The organism is Salegentibacter sp. 24, assembly GCF_004362395.1.
GTDB lineage: Bacteria > Bacteroidota > Bacteroidia > Flavobacteriales > Flavobacteriaceae > Salegentibacter.
This window is the reverse complement of the sequence record NZ_SNWE01000003.1, coordinates 173276-193373: the sequence shown is the minus strand read 5'-3', so window position 1 is coordinate 193373 and position 20098 is coordinate 173276. Positions and strand designations below refer to the sequence as shown.

Sequence of the window (20098 nt, the reverse complement as noted above, 5' to 3'; positions counted from 1 at the left end):
TAAAGGTTAATATTTGCTGGTAGTTAGAACCTTTAAACCAGTAGGTGGTAGGGTTTTTTGGTGAATAATTTGAGGATCCTCTGTCTTGCTCGTCTGATCCATTTGAAAGGCACGGTTACAAAGCGGAAGATGAACTTTTTGAGCCTGAAGTAAGGCTTCACAAAAGGTATTTTTTTGGATAATTTCTCTAAGAGCATCAAATAGAAATTCCTGCACATGGCCGTCAGGATCATATACACCGTATTCTCCTCTAAAAAAGAAAAGGGCAGGTTCTTCCATCCAAAATCATTGTTCATTTGATCAAATATCCTTTCGGAGGTCCCTCTTTGATTGTAGTATTCTATGATCTCTTTATCGGTGGAAGCCAGGTCATTAGTGGCTATTGCCCTGTAGGTAAAGGCATCGCCAAAAAAAGCATCGGTCTGGCCGGTATGGTTCTTTTCTCTGCTTATCACGTACCGATATGTTTTCTTGCCCCCAAAAGGTGTATACTCGATACTGCAGACCTCCACATCGAACAGCCCTATTTTTACCGTTTGCCATTGTTGTACGTTCTTTATTTTGTTGGACAGTTCACCACAGCGCTGAGCCCTGATGTAAAACCTTTCGCTGTTGGCCTGGACCGTTTTAATGATTTCCTTTGTAAAAGAGCCACAGTCCATACGGCTCCTGTCAATTTGAATGTTTTGGCTTTTTAGCAGATCATAGGTGTCCTGCAGTGTTTCCGCCTGTTTGAACTTTACATTAGAGTTGCCGTTCCTGTTCTCAACATACACGATATGTTTGCCGATGCTTGCCACGCCCGGGAAATAGCCCTGCTTCATTTTATAGCCCTTTTTGGAATCGTATTTCTCACAAGGGATAAACTGGTGGTCAAAGTCAAGATCATAAGACTGGTTTGGGCACAATGTTTTTGATTGCAGCAACAGATCCAGGTTTAGAGCATTGAGCTTGGGATGTTTGCTGAATTCATTCACAGACCCCGACTTGCCTATATGGATTTCCTTGCCCAGAGCCAAGGATTTCTGAAGGCGCAAAACAGTATCCGGAGAACATACATTGAGGTCCTGGATATGCAGGAACTCATTTTTTAAGTTGGTTTGCAAATCTTCTGCGCAGTCACCTCCGGAAAAAAGAACCGACCACATATTTCTGACCATATCAGAATAGCTAAACTTGGCTTGTGAAGGGCGCTGCCCAAGGTGCCGGGCAATCATTTCTGGAAGGTTTAATTGGTCAAATTCGGCTGAAACAAAATTAAGCCCGCCAAATGATTGTATGTTTTCTAATGAAGTTGTAATTTTCATCCGCAACGATGTTTTCACCCAAATTGGTGAAAATATTTGAATTGGAAAAGCCTTTTAACCTTTGGTTTTAGTGGCTTTTCCTTTTCTTTTTTAATGCTAACCTGCGGATTTAAGGCTTTATAATAAAAAAGATATCATATGCATTTCAAACATTGTTTAGTAACATTTTGTCTCATCTTTTCTTCTGTATATAATCTTTGTTATGCTCAAATAGTGGGTACGATTGAAAGTCCCAATAAAAAAATAAAGCTTAATGTAAAAATTAACGAAGCTGGCGCTCCGAATTTTGATGTGAAATTGAATGAAGTAGTTTTTCTGGAGAATTCTTCATTGGGGATGAAGACTTCGATAGGACAGTTTGCGCAGAACCTGAAGTTTATTGAAAATCAGAAAAAAGAAGTATCCGAAACTTATGAGCTGAATAGGGCTAAAGTTAGTAAGGTTGATTATCGTGCAAATGAATTAGTCAGTACTTTCATAAATGAGAACAGTGATACCCTTAAAGTTATATTTAGAGTAAGTGATCGCGACCTTGCTTTTTCTTACAAAATCATAGGAGGTAAGAATCAAACCAAAATACGTATTAAGGAAGAAACAACTGCATTTAACCTTCCCGATTATGCTACAGCCTATATTACTTCACAAGCCTTGCCCATGATCGGTTGGGAAAATACTAAACCCAGTTACGAAGAGGAGTATTTAAAAGATATGCCCGTGGGTACTGCTTCCAAATATGGTGTTGGATTCACTTTTCCTGCCTTATTTAAACTTGGAAAAAATGGTTGGGTTCTCATATCAGAAACGGGCGTGCACGGGCAGTATGTTGGTTCAAGATTGGGAGAAGGTAATGCTCAGGGAATCTATACACTGGAATTTCCTCAGGAAGGGGAAAACAATGGGATAGGCGAAACCTATCCTTCAATGGCATTACCGGCTCAGACTCCCTGGAGAACACTTACTCTTGGAGAATCCCTAAAACCGATTGTAGAATCTACTGTAGCCTTTGATTTAGTCAAACCTTTATATAAAGCCTCACAGGAATACAAAACAGGACGGGCTGCATGGAGCTGGATCGTATGGCAGGATAAAAGTATTAATTATGACGATCAGGTACGGTATATTGATATGGCAGCTGACCTGGACTTTGAATATGTACTAATCGACAATTGGTGGGATAATAACATAGGTCACCAGAGAATGGAAGATCTTGTGCAATATGCCAATTCTAAAAATGTAGATGTAATTCTTTGGTATAATTCAAACGGCTATTGGAATAACGCACCACAAACCCCGCAGGACCGCATGAACTCTTCCCCTTCAAGAAATAAGGAAATGAAGTGGATGCAAAAAATAGGTGTAAAAGGAATCAAAGTAGATTTTTTTGGGGGTGATAAACAACATACCATGAGACTGTATGAAGATATACTTACCGATGCAAATAATTATGGCCTTGGTGTTACTTTCCATGGCTGCACACTGCCCAGAGGCTGGCAGCGAATGTTTCCGAATTTTATAACTTCAGAAGCTGTGCTGGCATCTGAAAATCTTGTTTTCAGGCAGGAAGCTCTGGATAAGCATGCACTAAATGCCACGATCTTGCCTTTTACCAGGAATGCCGTAGGAACAATGGATTTTGCACCGGTTTTTTTAAACAACAGGTTGTCCAGAAAGCAAAACGAAGGAACTATTCGTTCCACTACTGATGCTTTTGAACTGGCTACATCAGTATTATATTTTTCACCTGTTCAACATTTTGGACTGACACCTAATAATTTAGATGAACAACCGGAATATGTCCTCGATTTTCTAAGAGAAGTTCCTACCACCTGGGACGAAACCGTTTTTATTGAAGGTGTCCCCGGTAAACATTGTGTTATTGCCAGAAGAAAAGGTTCAAAATGGTATGTGGCTGCAGTCAATGGTGAGAAAATTGGGAAAGAACTCAATTTGGATCTTCCCATGTTAAAAAATGAAAAGGTACAGATGATCTATGATAAAGAAGATCTCACCGCTGGTGAAAAAAAGGTGCAAGTAAGCAGTAATGCTAAACTAAAAATAAAGCTTTTGCCGGAAGGGGGGGCGTTATTAATTAGCAATTAATTTCTCGAATTGTTTTACGGTTTGACCTATGAATTTTTGAAGGATTTTATTAGTTTAATGTTGTATTTTTTGTATCTATACAACACCTACCATTTTCACAACAGTTTAAAAGTATTTATAATTATTTATGATGCTTTTTTTGAGGTTATGAGTGTGCTATTGTTATTGAAACCTTTTGTGCAGTTTCAGAATAAATTGCCAAGGCAACTTGCATTTGGAGACCATTGGCAGCGAGTTCGGACGAGGCGGCCCGGGAGGGCTTGAAATTTTATAAATCGATGTTTAAAAATTAATGCTCCAGGATTCCTTAGAACTCACTTGTAAAACTTTTTAACCCCATCATAGTAAACCAATACTTATTAATCTAAAACAATATGAAAAATAGCCATAATAAAAATGCATTATTTTATGCTCGTTGTTTTGCAAAAATAGCCGCTGCATTTCTTTTTCGATTAGAGCAGAGATCACGAGTGTTCCAGTAAAATTGGAACGTTTTAAAACTCTAATAAATTTGACCCATTAAGGCTAGTTCATGCTTTGTTATTTTGAAATTTAGTTTTGCTAACGAGTTCTCACTTTTTCCAATAATTAATTTATTGTACATGAAAAGAATATTAAATGCTAGAACGATACTAGTTCTTTTAACCCTAAACCTGATTTTTTCGGGATGTCAGAATTCAAATGAAAAGCAAATGAGACATATAGTAATTTTCAAATATAAATCTACAGCTACGCCAGATCAAATTGAGAAAGTAACCAGTGCTATAAGCAATCTGCAAAATAAAATCCCTGGTATTGTTGCTTTTGAACATGGAATCAATGACAGCCCGGAAAATAAAAATAATGGGTTCACGCATGTTTATCAGTTCACTTTTGAAGATGCCGATGCAAGAGATACCTATTTACCCCATCCCGAACATCAAAAATTTGGAGAATTTTTGGGAGAAATGAAAATTGTGGAAGATGTGTTTGTAGTAGATTATATTCCCATAACTAAATAGTTTTTGATATTGGTGAGATGTTAAAATAAGAACACCTAAAATTCAGATGAATGTTTGCTCTAACAAGAATTGTTTTATTTCAAACCGCAATATCAATCTTTTTCGCAACAACTTTTATGCGGGCACAGCAGATTCCTTCTAATTATGAACTGCTCTACGAGCAGGACTTTGAGGGTGATGTGAATCTTAATCATTTTGAAATAACAGACTCCTCAGCATGGCAAATTGGTAAGGGGAACCAAGGGGAAGCCCTTGTGCTTTATGGAAAAAGTCGATACCAACCTCCGGTGCGCTCTCCATTAAATATTGCTTATATAAAGAACATGAAATTTGGCAGTTTTATTTTGGAAGCCGATGTGCAGCAAACCGGGAAAGAATATGGGCACAGAGATTTATGCCTGTTTTTTGGATTAAAGGATCCTTCCAAATTCTACTATATCCATATGGCTACCAGCGCTGATCAGAATGCACATAATATTTTCCTGGTCAATGACGCTCCTAGAACAAATATTGCCTCTAGGACAACCGAAGGAGTAGACTGGGGAACTACCGAACGGTGGCACAAAATTCGATTGGAAAGAAATATTGAAACAGGTTGTATAAGAGTATTTATCAATGATATGACTACCCCTGTTATGGAGGCCAAGGATATGCATTATGATTTTGGGTATATCGGATTTGGTTCTTTTGACGATACCGGAAAATTTGACAATATTAAAATCTGGGGATCATCTTATGAACCGCATAGTGAGCGTTTTTTTTACTAAATCCTTGACAATAGAGCAGGGGTTTCATAATTGGACGCTAGTGGCAACCTATTCATATTTAGCTGGATATTCTTAAATGACGACTTATTATAAAAACTGTACTATTAATCAAATAATCTTCCTCCGGGAGAGGTGTTAAAAAATGTGTTCGATATAAAATCTCATCATTAAATATAAATTTCATGAAGAAAAATGGTAATTGTTTTTTTGTTAATAACACTTCTTTTCTTTGGTTGTGCTCTTTTTTATGTGCTCTTTTTCTATTTAGCTGTAAAAATGATCCGGTTGATACAAGAATAGAGCAAATGGATTCGGAGGTTGCAACAGCCTTGGCTAAAGATATCGAGGAATTAATTAATCCTGAAATTGCCAACGGACTCAGCCTCAAGATATGGGGAGTAGATTCTCTGGTAGCTGATCCTATTGCTATAGATATAGATGATCAGGGGAATTTGTATTATACCTTAAATCCGCAGGTAGTTAATTAGTGATTTTAAAATCTATTTTGTAGGGTGAATTTAAGGTTTTTTGTCTTCTGTTTTGGGTTATATTTTTACAAATTCTGTTATTTGGGTGTACTCATATCCTTATTTTGTTTTTTTTTAACCCCACTGTTTTTCCGTGAGTGAGATTGGCAACGAATAACGGTTTTAGGGCTATTAGCGCTGATACATGGGCATACCTTCCCCATAAAGGTTAATATTTGCTGGTAGTTAGAACCTTTAAACCAGTAGGTGGTAGGGTTTTTTGGTGAATAATTTGAGGATCCTCTGTCTTGCTCGTCTGATCCATTTGAAAGGCACGGTTACAAAGCGGAAGATGAACTTTTTGAGCCTGAAGTAAGGCTTCACAAAAGGTATTTTTTTGGATAATTTCTCTAAGAGCATCAAATAGAAATTCCTGCACATGGCCGTCAGGATCATATACACCGTATTCTCCTCTAAAAAAGAAAAGGGCAGGTTCTTCCATCCAAAATCATTGTTCATTTGATCAAATATCCTTTCGGAGGTCCCTCTTTGATTGTAGTATTCTATGATCTCTTTATCGGTGGAAGCCAGGTCATTAGTGGCTATTGCCCTGTAGGTAAAGGCATCGCCAAAAAAAGCATCGGTCTGGCCGGTATGGTTCTTTTCTCTGCTTATCACGTACCGATATGTTTTCTTGCCCCCAAAAGGTGTATACTCGATACTGCAGACCTCCACATCGAACAGCCCTATTTTTACCGTTTGCCATTGTTGTACGTTCTTTATTTTGTTGGACAGTTCACCACAGCGCTGAGCCCTGATGTAAAACCTTTCGCTGTTGGCCTGGACCGTTTTAATGATTTCCTTTGTAAAAGAGCCACAGTCCATACGGCTCCTGTCAATTTGAATGTTTTGGCTTTTTAGCAGATCATAGGTGTCCTGCAGTGTTTCCGCCTGTTTGAACTTTACATTAGAGTTGCCGTTCCTGTTCTCAACATACACGATATGTTTGCCGATGCTTGCCACGCCCGGGAAATAGCCCTGCTTCATTTTATAGCCCTTTTTGGAATCGTATTTCTCACAAGGGATAAACTGGTGGTCAAAGTCAAGATCATAAGACTGGTTTGGGCACAATGTTTTTGATTGCAGCAACAGATCCAGGTTTAGAGCATTGAGCTTGGGATGTTTGCTGAATTCATTCACAGACCCCGACTTGCCTATATGGATTTCCTTGCCCAGAGCCAAGGATTTCTGAAGGCGCAAAACAGTATCCGGAGAACATACATTGAGGTCCTGGATATGCAGGAACTCATTTTTTAAGTTGGTTTGCAAATCTTCTGCGCAGTCACCTCCGGAAAAAAGAACCGACCACATATTTCTGACCATATCAGAATAGCTAAACTTGGCTTGTGAAGGGCGCTGCCCAAGGTGCCGGGCAATCATTTCTGGAAGGTTTAATTGGTCAAATTCGGCTGAAACAAAATTAAGCCCGCCAAATGATTGTATGTTTTCTAATGAAGTTGTAATTTTCATCCGCAACGATGTTTTCACCCAAATTGGTGAAAATATTTGAATTGGAAAAGCCTTTTAACCTTTGGTTTTAGTGGCTTTTCCTTTTCTTTTTTAATGCTAACCTGCGGATTTAAGGTTATACAAGAACAAATAGACAGAAAAATTCGGAATTTGATATACGAGGACATCAGGAGTGGGAAACGGCCTCAATTAAGTTGCAAACGGTCGAGGACAAACGTGATTTTTTGCACAGAACATTGTCTCCTGAAAACAGTGCTGAAAATGAATGGCTGGCTGATCTTAACGGCGATGGATCTCATGATTGGAAAGATTTGACCATGGAGAAGGAACATGTGTATCGACTGGAAGATGTATCCGGAGATGGCGTGGCAGATTTTTCCCAGCTTGTTGTAGAAGATTTCAATGATGAGGTCAATGATGTTGCAGGGGCTGTTTTAATCCAGGGGGATGATCTTTTTGTTGGAGTGGCACCTGATCTATGGAGAATAAAAGATTCCAATGGGGATGGTCTAGCTGATGAGAAAACTTCCATATCCCATGGATACGGGGTCCATATAGGCTTCGGAGGACATGGGATGTCTGGATTAGAGATGGGCCCGGCTGGTAGAATTTACTGGGGAATAGGGGATATAGGATTTAACGGGCAAGGACCGGACGGCAAGGAGTGGAAATATCCCAACAGAGGGGTTATAGTCAGAGCTAATCCTGATGGGAGTGATTTTGAAGTATTCGCTATGGGAGTGAGAAACACACATGAATTTGTTTTTGATGAGTATGGAAATCTTTTCAGTGTAGATAATGACGGTGATCATCCTGGTGAAAAAGAAAGGCTTGTGTACTTAGTTAATGGATCAGATTCAGGCTGGAGGATAAACTGGCAGTTTGGAAAATATAGGGATCCAGATAACAATAGCTACAAAGTATGGATGGATGAGAAGCTCTTTTTGCCACGTTTTGAGGGCCAGGCAGCTTACATTACTCCCGCCATTGCAAATTATATAAGTGGCCCTGCCGGGATGGTATACAATCCCGGGACAGCATTGGGTGAAAAATATAAAAAGACCTTTTTTGTTTCCGAATTTGTCGGTAACCCCGCTCAATCTGGGGTGCACGCCTTTAAGTTAAATCCAAGCGGGGCCTCTTTTGAATTGGGCGAGACAGAAATGCTGGTTAAGGGAATATTGCCAACTGGTATGGATTTTGGTCCAGACGGAGCCCTTTATGTAGCCGACTGGCTGGAAGGATGGGATACCAAAAATAAAGGTAGAATCTGGAAGCTTGATATTGATAAAGAAGCATCAAGTCCACAACGACAACTCACGGAAAAATTACTTTCTGCAGATTTCTCGTTGGTAAATGAAAGTGAGCTAGGAGGATATTTAAAAAATCCTGATATGAGGGTCAGGCAAAAAGCACAATTTGAATTGGTTAAGCGAGGAGCTAAAGGGGTGGAAGAATTCAAAAAAAGTATCAAACAGCAGGACCATCAATTAGCCCGTATTCATGGCATATGGGGAATCAGTCAACTAGCCCGAAAGGAAAAAAAATATGCACAATTATTAATACCGTTATTGAAGGATAGTGATCCTGAGATAAGAGCTCAAGCAGCTAAATGGATTGGAGATATACGATATAAGGAAGCTGGAAACCAGTTGATGCCACTTCTAAAGGATAGTCATAGCAGAGCTCGGTTCTTTGCTGCCGAGGCATTGGGAAGAATTGCATATGATCCTGCTATTCAGCCTATAATTAGTCTACTGGAAGCCAATAATGACAAAGATGAATATATCCGACATGCTGCGAGCCTAGCTTTAGCCAGGATAGGTAATGCTACACCTATTATAGATTTGTCCGATCACTCCTCACCGGCTGTTAGAATGGGAGCAGTTCTTGCATTGCGCAGGCTTAGGCACCCGCAGATTACAGAATTTTTGGATGATGGGGATGAATATATTGTAACAGAGGCGGCACGTGCCATTAATGACGATTATTCTATAGAGCAAGCATTGCCCGCACTTGGAAATGTACTTATAACAACAGAATTCACCAATGAACCCTTGATAAGACGTTCGATTAATGCAAATTTAAGAGTTGGCAGCCCAAAGGCGATGCAGAATCTTATCCGATTTGCGCAGAAAAAAAGTGCTCCCTTAGCTATGCGGATTGAAGCTTTGAAAGCATTGAGTACCTGGCCTAATCCTTCTGTTCTGGATCGGGTGGACGGCCGATATAGAGGGGTGATAGAGCGCGATCCCACTCTTGTCAGGGAAGAAGCTGCTGTACCCTTAATCCAATTACTTGGCGAGAGAGAAAAATCCGTGCGAATCAATGCCATTATGGCTATTGCTAAGCTTCAAATCGAGAATGGATCATCCAAACTTTTTGGAATGTTACAAAAGGACAGCGAACCGGAGGTGCGTGTTTCAGCATTGACTGCTTTAGCAGGGATGAATTATAAACAAATGGATAAAGCTATCCAGCAGGCCATTTCTGACAAAGAAAAATCGGTAAGGATAAAAGGGCTGGAATTGTTGGCAACTCAAGATGTTTCAAAAGAATTAACTGCCCGATTATTAGCAGAAGTAATTGATAAGCGGAGTTTGGAAGAAAAACAGGCAGCAGTTCTCACGCTTGGAAGTATACCTGTACAATTTTCTCAGGAAATTTTTGAGGATCTTCTGGACAAAATGGACCATGGAAAACTGGTGCCAGGAATTCATCTGGAATTAGCGGAGGCTATTGACAGCACGCAATCTCGAACCTTAAAATCACGTTATGAAAAAATAAGCCTTGGTAAGGGATCCGAATCTGCATTGGCGGCTTATCAGGGAAGTTTGTTTGGAGGGAACGAGCAGGAAGGAAGAAAAATTTTCCTGGAGCACCCAACTGCTCAATGTATGAAATGCCACTCTTTTGATGATTACGGAGGAAATGCAGGGCCGCGTATAAATGGGGTGGCTGGAAGATTATCCCGAGAGCAAATACTGGAGGCTTTGATAGTTCCAAGTAAGGATCTGGCTCCAGGATTTGGGATTGTATCAGTTGAACTTGATAATGGACAAAAACTTACAGGAGTACTTCAATCTGAGAACGATAGCAGTCTTGCAATAAAAATGGGCAATCAGCCAGATACGATCATCCAGAAAAAGAATGTATTGCAGAGGAATAATGCTACCTCGAGTATGCCAAATATGAAACACTTGCTTACCGCTAAGGAAATCCGTGACCTTGTAAGTTATTTAGCAACTTTAAAAGAAGATGAAATGAGTGCAGGTAGCTCAAAAGAAATCACCCGTTCACATGGAGAATAAGTTAGCTATCACTGTTTTTAAATTATTGAGAAATTTAAATAAACCAATTCTATGCTGTTTTCTATTTTAAACGTTTTTTTCTGTCTCGCCTTTGCAGGATTTGCATATGTTAATTTAAACGATAAAGATTCGTGGCTTTGGGTGTCTATTTATATGATAGCATCTGTAGGTTGTGGGCTGGCGACGTTTGGGCAATATTTTCCGCTGGTATATCTTTTAGCAATTGGACTTTACCTGGTTTATGCAGTGATATTATTTTTTTCAGAAAATGGAGTTCTTGAATGGATTACCAAATATAAGCAAGAAAGTATCGTACACAGTATGCAGGCAACCAAGCCTTATATTGAAAAGACTCGGGAGTTTTTTGGGTTAATTATTATTAGTGCTGCATTAGCCATGAATTATTTTATTTCTACTTGAATTCCCTATTTCGGGGAATAAGGTTTAACCCTTTTAATAACAGCGAAATATGTTAAAATAAAATCATTAGTGTCCGGTTAAGAGGTATGTGAATCATTGGGAAGTATGATTATATAAATGATAAACGTTCATTGAAATAATTTTCGATTTGAAAGCGACTTGAGCAAGTATAATGCGTTGTTTTCAACAAATTAGACTTACTTTTTTACTATTTTTTCAACCCTCGATTCGCATTAGTAATTAAATAATTTTATGGGTTAAAATAGTAAATCAGCACGAGTGAAATAACATTTCTGTATTAAAAGCGATGGGAGGTGGAGTTGTTTTTAAGTGGATGAAACAGCTTTTAAAAATTAAATCTTTTTAAGGAAATACCAGGAATGCTGTTAAGATTCAAATTTACTGTTCAATTATCGCTTACTTTCTTCTCACAATCATAGCAAACACCTTAAAGGTGGAGTGGGAAATCTAGGAAATTTTGCAGATTCTCAGCATAATGCTACTCAATAAATCATTTGTAGGAAGGATATTTATGAAAATCGATTACAAAAATCTCTATGAACTAGAAAATAAATAATTGAAAATCAATGGGTTTTAAGGGTCTGCTAAAGAAAATGAATTTTAAATAATATAAAAAATTTTTCATAAATTTTGCCAAATGAAAAATAATAGTAATATTTACCTTTTCCTAACTAGAACGATTTAGTTTTGTGTTTTAATGGAATAAATCACATCCTTTTAGAACACAGAAAATTCTATTGATTAATTAAAACAAAAAAATGAATTTTAAGTATTTTCATCACCATTTTAGAAGTGAAAGAATTATCCTTCTACTGACGCTTGTTCTCTTTGTACAAACTTCCTTTGGCCAGCAACAGGAATTTGATTTCAATGATCTTTCATCTTTTAAAAATCCAGGTGACAGCTGGCGCACTGCAGGTAATGTCTTTACTGATTTAGATGAATCAAATGAACTTAAAGTTGTAAGGGGAACCGGCATTCTTGTAAATGATCCAGATAGAAATAATGGACAGGATCTTTACACTGAGGATGAGTACGGAAATATCGATTTAGAGCTCGATTATCTAATGGCAAAAGGCTCAAATTCTGGAATTTATTTTCAAGGTCAGTATGAACTTCAGTTAAAGGATAGTTGGGGAGTAAATGCTATTACTTCTGGAGAAAACGGAGGGGTTTATCAACGTTGGGATGATCAAAAACCTGAAGGGGAAAAAGGTTACCAGGGATATTCACCGCGCCAGAATGTGAGCAAGGCTCCTGGCTTATGGCAGCATCTGGAGGTGTCCTTTAAGGCTCCAAAATTTAACGCTCAGGGGGAGAAAATTGAAAATGCCAAATTCATCTATGTAAAATTGAACGGAGTGACAATCCATGAAGATTTGGAACTCTTAGGCCCCACGCGTGGTAGTTCAGTTGCAGGCGAAAAACCCGTCGGTCCGATTCGTATCCAGGGAGACCATGGAGCTGTTGCGTTTCGAAATATGAAAATAACCAGGTTTGAGAAACCTCGTCCTGAACTGACGAATCTTAATTATAAAATCTATAAAGGGAGGTATGATAAAGAACCTGATTATGAAAATCTTCCTCCTGAAGCGGAGGGGAAATCAGCCATGCTTACCTCAGATTTAAATACGGGCGCTGACCAGTTTTTAGTTCGCTATACAGGAGAGCTCAATGTTCCGCAAGCAGGAGAATATACTTTTGACCTGGAAACCCCCGGGGGAACTGGACTGATCAGAGTGAATGAAAAAGAATTGCTTTCCTTTAGAAGTGGAGGAGGAAAAACTACGATAAATCTTCCAGCGGGAGAGCTTCCTTTTGAAGTGATATACTCTAAATTTCAAGATTGGGTAGATCCTGGTCTGGGACTTAAGATTTCCGGTGAAGGGCTACGAGAATACCTAATTAGTGATCAAAGCGGAGATTTTGATAAGCCCGTTGATCCTATTTTAGTCGAGGCAGAAGATTCTAAAGTTTTGCGCAGTTTTATGAATATACCCGGAGGGGAAGAATCTCAAGGCAAGCTTCTAACTCATGCTGTTTCGGTAGGGCATCCCCTGCAGCTGCATTATACCTATGACTTAAACAGTGGTACATTAGCACAAATCTGGAGAGGGAAGTTTTTAGATGCCACCCCTATGTGGTACAGCCGTGGAAATGGAACATCTGTTCCCTTAGGGAGTGTTTTGCCTTTAGGTGATTTAGGAATTTCTGTGGGAAAACTTTCTTCTAAGGAGCAGAAATGGGCGGCCGATACAACTGGAAGGAATTACAGAGCACTTGGATACAAACTTGATCAAAAAGATATACCTTCCTTTCATTATAGTATTTATGGTGCGGATATAAAGGATGAGTTAAAGGTCATTAACGAGGGACAGGGAATCCAAAGAAAAATTTCGGTGGATACTCCTGTGAATAACCTGCACGTTAGACTTGCCAATGCAGATAAAATTGAAAAGCTTTCTGATGAGTTGTTTCTAATCGGAGATAAAGAATATTATATCAGATTGGATGATACTGGAAGAGAAAAACCTGTGGTTCGCTCTAGTGACAAAGGACAGGAGCTGCTGATACCTTTGAATTCCAATATTACTTATACTCTTCTTTATTAATATTATAATATAGCTTAAAATGATACCAAACAAGAGCAATCTATTTTTACAAAAATTATATCTTCATGTTTTTGCTGTTCTGTGCACAGGTTTTTGTACAACACTCAATGCACAGGAATCCCCAATGGAGGAAGATTTTTTTAATATCCGGAATATCCGAACCCCTGAGGGAATATTACTTGAAGTAGGGGGATTGTGTGTGCTGCCCAATGGAAATTTAGGGGTAGCCACAAGAAGAGGAGAAGTTTACGTAATAGAAAATCCAACTAGTTCTAATCCTTTCTTTCGACATTTTGCTTCCGGTTTACATGAACCCTTAGGCCTGGCTTACAAGGATGGAGCTTTTTATGCAGCACAAAGGGGAGAATTGACAAAGCTGGAGGATACCGATCAGGATGGAAAGGCAGATTTATATAAGACAGTATATTCCTGGCCTCTATCAGGACACTATCATGAATATAGTTTTGGTCCTAAAATAGCACCTGACGGCTCGTTTTTTGTGACTGGAAATGTAGCATTTGGAAGTGAACAATGGTGGCGAGGTGAGAGCAGGGTTCCATGGCGGGGTTGGACTATGAAGATCTCGGAAGATGGTACAATGGAGCCATGGGCCACAGGAATGCGATCTCCGGCAGGACTGGGAATGATTGACGGGGAGTTTTTCTACGCTGAAAACCAGGGAGACTGGATGGGTTCAGGAGGAATATGGAAGGTAAATAAAGGCTCTTTTACCGGGCATCCGGCTGGTCTGCGTTGGTCAGACAAACCATCTTCTCCTGTTGATATCACTACAGAACAAATTTATGCCAAGGTTGATCCCAAGTTTAACAAGGATGAAAATGGAAGGTATATAAAACCGGAAAATGATCAGAATGAGGATTTTGTTAGTTTATATGAATTAAAGGATGATTTTCCTCAATTGCAGACTCCTGCAGTCTGGTTGCCCCATGGAATTCTTGGAATTTCTAATTCCGAGATCGTAAAAATACCTGAAGGTAGTTTTGGCCCTTTTGAAGGACAATTATTAGTGGGTGATCAGGGAATGAGCATGATTATGAGAGTGTTCATGGAAGAAGTAAACGGAGTACACCAGGGAGCAGCCTTAGGTTTTAGAAGTGGATTTCAATCAGGAGTACTGCGACTGGCTTGGGCTAAAGATGGTTCACTTTTCGTAGGTGAAACCAATCGAGGCTGGGGTTCAGCGGGAGAAGCCAATCAGGGTTTACAACGCCTGGTGTGGAATAAGCGAGTGCCCTTTGAAATGAAGGCTGTTCGAGCTATGCCTGATGGTTTTGAAATTGAGTTTACTAAACCTGTAGACCGGAAATCTGCTACAGATCTTTCCTCTTATTCCGTGGATAGTTTTATATACAAGTATTTTCCAGTGTATGGAAGTCCGCCGGTTAAACTTAAAAGTCATGAAATTAAAGGGGTAAAAGTCTCCGAAGATGGCATGAAAGTAAGAATAGCTGTGGATAGTTTACGAAAAAGTTTTGTTCACCAACTATCTCTTTTCGGGGTGAGAGCTGATGAAAGATCACATTCACTGGTACATCCAACTGCTTATTATACGCTAAATGCAATACCCAAGGGAGAACAATTAGATCCCGCAGATTATAGCGTTTCCAGTTCACCGGCAGTTAAAAAAGAACCTTCTGCTAGTAACGAAAAAGAAAGTTCTAAGTCTAATAAGCCCACTGTAGCTTCCCAGGAGCAAGAGGTGCCGGATTACGAGACTGTTCAGGCTTTACTTCAAAAAAATAATTGTTTTGCATGTCACGCAGTAGATAAAAAACAAGTAGGACCAGCATACCGGGAGGTTGCAAAGAGGAATTACAGCAATGAAAAAATCTTAGAGCTTATTCATAATCCACAGCCAGCAAACTGGCCTGATTATCCCGTTGCCATGCCTCCTATGCCTCAAGTATCTAAAGAAGATGGTTTAAAAATAGCTGCATACATAAATTCATTAAATAATGAAGCCGACTAGTTTTTTGGGTTAACTTTTAAGAAAGGCAGATTAAGGTAAAGAAATAATTTTCAATAATTACTTGAAAAAGTATCCCTAAAGTTAATACAATGCGCCTATCGCAATTCTTTTTCAGTATTTGGAGCCTGCTGTTTATCCTTTTTGCATATTGGCAGGGCAATGATCCAGATGCAGTAATTTGGGTGGCTGCTTACGCCATTGCCGCCATCTTGTGCGTATTGACAGCTATGAGAAAATATTTTACGTGGCTTACGGCCCTGGTCGCATTAGTTAGCTTTGTATTAGGAGTATACTTCTTCCCTTCTTCTGTAAGTGAATGGGTGTTGCAGGAATGGCAACAAAAGGATCTTTCCATGAAAACCCTTGATATGGAAAAGGCACGGGAATCATTTGGTCTGCTGATAATTTCCGTTATTATGACCCTTGCTGCCCTTACGGGTTTTCGAAAAAAGCGATCCAGGAAAGATGATGTTAAACCTTTTGCAGGGCAAAATTAGGAGAATAGGAGAAAAAATTAAGTAGTGACCGGGTAGCCAAAGAGGGAACATTTTAATCTCTGGCAGTCGCCGGGAATTTATGAATGTTTTTTCTGATTAAGGTAATTATAAGTAAGTTTGAAAAAATCAAGTTCAGATGACCTATCAGGTAGATAATTTGCAAATGATTATTTTTTTTGATTCGGTAATCACTAATCATCTTGAAGAAGATGAGCTGAAATGGATTAGTCAGAAAAAAGAAAAGATCGAAGGTAATTTGAATTTAAGTTCATTTTACATTGCTTTTTCCACCGCATCACGATCGATTAGGAAAAAACCGCTGCTTCTAAGTGGGCAGGAATTGAAACAGGCTAATAACCTCCGTAGTGGATTTTATCCAGAAAACTGGGATCAGCTGCATTGGGTTCGCTCTTATTTCTTACTTATACTGGCCAACCATAAAAGGGAAGCCTACGAAAATGGTTTAATCAAACTTTTTGAAACGGCTACCATGGAAGAACAGGTAAGCCTTTATGGTACGCTCCCGATACTTCCTTATCCTAATTTTCTGGTTAAGCTGGCAATAGAAGGAATACGTACTAATATTACCACTGTTTTTGATGCTATTGCACTAAATAATCCTTTTCCTACGGAATTTCTTCCACAGGCTGCCTGGAATCAGATGGTGTTAAAAGCGGTATTTATGCAACGACCTTTGTATAGAATTTATAATGCTGATGAGCGTGCCAATTCAGATCTGTCCAGGATGTTAATAGATTTTGCCCATGAACGATGGGCTGCCCATCGCTGGGTTTCCCCGGAATTATGGCGTTTTGTTGCACCATTTATGGACGACAATAGTTTTAGTGATATAGAAAAAACCGTAAACACAGGTGCCTCACTGGAAAAGAAAGCAGCTCTGCTGGCTTGTGCGTCAAGTAATAACAAAAAAGCTGATAAGTTACTGGCTCAATATCCTGAAATTAGAAAGGACATTGATGCAGGCCGTATAACCTGGACAATGATAGGTCAGCAGCAGGAAAATAAAATTAAATCATAAAATAATTATATGTTTATAGATCCTCATATACACGTAAGTTCACGTACAACAGACGATTATGAAGCAATGCAGAAGGCTGGTATAGTGGCTATCATTGAACCTGCCTTTTGGCTTGGCCAACCTCGAACCAAGGTTGGAAGTTTTCAGGATTATTTCAACAGTCTTGTAGGTTGGGAACGCTTTAGGGCAAGTCAATTTGGTATAAAGCATTATTGTACTATTGGTTTAAATTCCAAGGAAGCCAATAATGAGGCCTTAGCTGAAGAGGTCATGGAGCTTTTGCCTTTATATGTAGGCAAAGAAGGTGTGGTAGCCGTAGGAGAGATCGGATATGATGACCAGACAAAAGCAGAAGATAAATATTACCGTTTACAACTGGACCTGGCTAAAGAGGTCAATCTTCCCGTGATGATCCACACCCCTCATCGTGATAAAAAAAGAGGAACTATTAAAAGTATGGATGTCTCTGAAGAACACGGATTGGATCCATCAATGGTCGTAGTAGACCATAACAATGAGGAAACTGTAAAGGAAGTCTTGGATAGAGGTTATTGGGCAGCATTCACTATTTACCCACATACTAAAATGGGAAGTGAAAGAATGGTAGAGATTATTCGCCAGTATGGAGCTGAAAGAATTATTGTGGATAGTGCAGCTGATTGGGGAATAAGTGACCCTTTGGCAGTGCCTAAGACGGCTAGATTAATGAAAGAGAAGGGGATAAAAGATGAACATATTCATCTTGCCTGTTATCAAAATGCCTTATCGGCATATGGACAGAGTGGCCAGATGAAAGAAAAGGATTGGCTGGAGGCTCAGCCCATTGACCAGCGCAGCAAACTTGCTGGCAATACGGTGTTAAGGGGAGGACAGTCTCCAAGAGTTGAAGGAAGTGCTTCTTCGGATATTGTGGAGAATTAGAAATTGTATAAAAGTATTTAATGAAAACCATCCTTGCTCATCTACGATTGATGCGTCCTGCCAATATAATAACTGCAATTGCCGATATATTAGCTGGTTTCGCGATCTCGGGTGCGGCTTTGCATTTATTTTCAGCAGATTTTATTGATAGTACACTTTTTGATTCTTTATTATGGCTTATCCTATCAACTATCGGTCTGTACGGCGGAGGAATTGTTTTTAATGATGTTTTCGATGCAGAATTAGATCGAAGAGAACGTCCTGAAAGACCTATTCCAAGTGGTAAAGCCAGTATTGCAAGTGCTAGTTTGCTAGCCGGAACCTTATTGATTACTGGTATTGCGGCTGCGTGGCAGGTTTCACTTATTAGTGGAATTATTGCTGTTATTGTCGCCACTTTAGCTGTTTTATATGATGCCTGGGGAAAACACCAATTGATTTTTGGGCCGCTTAATATGGGATTATGTAGAGGTGGAAATTTATTACTAGGCATAAGCGTCCTGCCGGAGGCCCTTCAGGATTTCTGGTTCGTAGCTATCATTCCTATTATTTATATTGCGGCCATTACTATGATCAGCAGGGGAGAGGTTTTTGGAGGTAACAAAAAAGTTATAATTGGTGGAATTGTGATGTATAGTATAATAATTTTCGCCTTAGTATTTCTTTCTATATTTTCCAATATAGATTGGTGGCATGGAATTCCATTTGTACTTTTATTCTCTTTTCTAATCTTTCCTCCCGTAATTAGTGCTTTAAAGCTACAGGAGCCTCAATTGATAAAGAAGGCCGTTAAAGCCGGAATACTTTCTCTTGTGGTTCTCAATGCGGCTCTTTCAGCCGCGTTCGCCGGTTGGATTTTTGGAATTCTAGTACTCCTTTTGCTGCCAGTATCGGTGGGAATTGCAAAAAAATTTTCTGTCACCTAAATACGGGTGATCATTATTAAAATTTTAAAATGAAAAGATCAATCCAACAGACATTTTCTGTTCCATTTAAATATACTGTCCATTTTTCTGAAAATGTTTTCAAGAAGGAGAATCCCTTATTTGCAGAAGTAATAGGTCAGCATCAACAATCCAAAGTGTATTTTGTGGTAGACAATGGAGTGGTTGCCAAGCATCCTGACCTTCTTAATGAAATTAGGGCTTATGCACAGGCTCATAAGGCTTGTTTAGTATTATGCGCTGATCCTTTGGTGGTTCCAGGAGGGGAGGAGGTAAAAAACACTAAAAAGTATGTAGACCAAATTTTAGAGGCTTGTAACGCAAATGGAATTGATCGGCATTCATTCATAGTGGCTATCGGAGGAGGAGCAGTTCTTGATATGGCTGGTTTTGCCTCGGCAATCGCCCATAGGGGGATTAGGCATATCCGTATTCCTACTACTGTTTTAGCTCAGAACGATTCCGGGATAGGTGTAAAAAACAGTATTAATGTCTATGGGAAAAAAAATTTTTTAGGCACTTTTGCTCCGCCCTTTGCAGTTATTAACGACAATACCTTTTTACCAACCCTGGAGGACCGGGATTGGCGAAGTGGTATTTCAGAAGCTGTAAAAGTAGCACTGATAAAAGACGCTTCTTTTTTTCAATGGATGGAGGCTAGTGTAGAGGGACTAAGAGAAAGAGAAATACCACCAATGGAGGAATTGATCTATCGCTGCGCCAAGATGCACATGGATCATATTTCCGGGGGGGATCCCTTTGAAATGGGTTCCTCCCGACCACTTGATTTTGGACACTGGGCAGCACACAAACTAGAGCAGCTTACCGATTACAGGCTGCGTCACGGGGAAGCAGTTGCCATTGGAATTGCTCTAGATGCTACTTACTCCTATCTTAAAAAAATGATTTCCTATAGCGCTCTGCACCGCATTATATCTTTATTTCAGCAATTAGGTTTTGTAGTTCATATTCCAGAACTTTCACAGAAGCATCTTCTTAGTGACGGATTGGAAGAATTTCGTGAGCATTTAGGAGGGGAGCTAACCATTATGTTGTTATCCGATATTGGAAAAGGGGTTGAGGTTCATCAAATGGATACAGATCTTATATTATTAGCTGCAGAGCACCTTAGGGACTTTGAAGAAGGAAAATTCGAATTAAATACATGATG

The 20098-nt window shown here is 39.4% G+C and carries 15 protein-coding genes; 13 read left to right on the top strand and 2 right to left on the bottom strand.

Annotation, left to right across the window (positions count from 1 at the left end; translation table 11 throughout):
• Positions 1-32: 32 nt before the first annotated feature.
• Positions 33-1307 carry an IS1380 family transposase gene (locus DET49_RS03360; RefSeq protein ID WP_133546730.1) on the bottom strand — a complete coding sequence of 425 codons (1275 nt, stop codon included), beginning with the start codon at positions 1305-1307 and terminating at the stop codon, positions 33-35.
• A 213-nt stretch (positions 1308-1520) separates the two neighbouring features.
• On the opposite strand from DET49_RS03360, the gene DET49_RS03355 reads away from it, so the two are divergent.
• From DET49_RS03355 to DET49_RS03335, 4 genes are all read left to right on the top strand, one after another.
• The gene (locus tag DET49_RS03355) at positions 1521-3407 is read left to right on the top strand and encodes a glycoside hydrolase family 97 protein (protein ID WP_243729505.1); all 1887 of its coding nucleotides are present in this window, start codon (positions 1521-1523) and stop codon (positions 3405-3407) included.
• 692 nt (positions 3408-4099) lie between these two features.
• Positions 4100-4408, top strand: coding sequence for a Dabb family protein (locus tag DET49_RS03345; RefSeq protein WP_166636534.1), 309 nt, complete (start codon positions 4100-4102; stop codon positions 4406-4408).
• A gap of 50 nt (positions 4409-4458) precedes the next feature.
• The gene (locus tag DET49_RS03340) at positions 4459-5175 is read left to right on the top strand and encodes a hypothetical protein (protein WP_133546732.1); all 717 of its coding nucleotides are present in this window, start codon (positions 4459-4461) and stop codon (positions 5173-5175) included.
• Between the two features lie 305 nt (positions 5176-5480).
• On the top strand, positions 5481-5663 hold the full coding sequence (locus DET49_RS03335) for a hypothetical protein (protein WP_133546731.1): 183 nt from the start codon (positions 5481-5483) through the stop codon (positions 5661-5663).
• A gap of 234 nt (positions 5664-5897) precedes the next feature.
• Here DET49_RS03335 and DET49_RS03330 read toward each other — a convergent pair whose 3' ends face one another.
• Positions 5898-7172, bottom strand: a complete 1275-nt coding sequence (locus DET49_RS03330) for an IS1380 family transposase (RefSeq protein ID WP_133546730.1) — start codon at positions 7170-7172, stop codon at positions 5898-5900.
• Positions 7173-7396: 224 nt separating this feature from the next.
• On the opposite strand from DET49_RS03330, the gene DET49_RS03325 reads away from it, so the two are divergent.
• The 9 genes from DET49_RS03325 (at position 7397) to DET49_RS03285 (ending at position 20096) form a co-directional block, all read left to right on the top strand.
• On the top strand, positions 7397-10483 hold the full coding sequence (locus tag DET49_RS03325) for a HEAT repeat domain-containing protein (protein WP_208109608.1): 3087 nt from the start codon (positions 7397-7399) through the stop codon (positions 10481-10483).
• A gap of 51 nt (positions 10484-10534) precedes the next feature.
• On the top strand, positions 10535-10903 hold the full coding sequence (locus DET49_RS03320; RefSeq protein ID WP_133546728.1) for a transmembrane 220 family protein: 369 nt from the start codon (positions 10535-10537) through the stop codon (positions 10901-10903).
• Positions 10904-11682: 779 nt separating this feature from the next.
• Positions 11683-13536: a DUF1080 domain-containing protein gene (locus DET49_RS03315; protein WP_133546727.1), complete on the top strand. Its 1854-nt coding sequence runs from the start codon at positions 11683-11685 to the stop codon at positions 13534-13536.
• A gap of 19 nt (positions 13537-13555) precedes the next feature.
• Positions 13556-15526 carry a c-type cytochrome gene (locus tag DET49_RS03310; RefSeq protein ID WP_133546726.1) on the top strand — a complete coding sequence of 657 codons (1971 nt, stop codon included), beginning with the start codon at positions 13556-13558 and terminating at the stop codon, positions 15524-15526.
• Between the two features lie 89 nt (positions 15527-15615).
• A complete protein-coding gene (locus DET49_RS03305; RefSeq protein WP_133546725.1) occupies positions 15616-16023 on the top strand; it encodes a transmembrane 220 family protein in 408 nt (135 codons plus the stop codon).
• Between the two features lie 136 nt (positions 16024-16159).
• On the top strand, positions 16160-17062 hold the full coding sequence (locus tag DET49_RS03300; protein WP_133546724.1) for an EboA domain-containing protein: 903 nt from the start codon (positions 16160-16162) through the stop codon (positions 17060-17062).
• Positions 17063-17071: 9 nt separating this feature from the next.
• Positions 17072-17983 carry a TatD family hydrolase gene (locus DET49_RS03295; protein WP_133546723.1) on the top strand — a complete coding sequence of 304 codons (912 nt, stop codon included), beginning with the start codon at positions 17072-17074 and terminating at the stop codon, positions 17981-17983.
• Between the two features lie 20 nt (positions 17984-18003).
• Positions 18004-18909 (top strand): UbiA-like protein EboC, encoded by a 906-nt coding sequence (gene eboC / locus DET49_RS03290; RefSeq protein ID WP_133546722.1) that lies wholly within the window; start codon positions 18004-18006, stop codon positions 18907-18909.
• Between the two features lie 29 nt (positions 18910-18938).
• Complete coding sequence (locus tag DET49_RS03285; RefSeq protein ID WP_133546721.1) at positions 18939-20096, top strand: 3-dehydroquinate synthase; 1158 nt, start codon at positions 18939-18941, stop codon at positions 20094-20096.
• Positions 20097-20098: the final 2 nt, after the last annotated feature.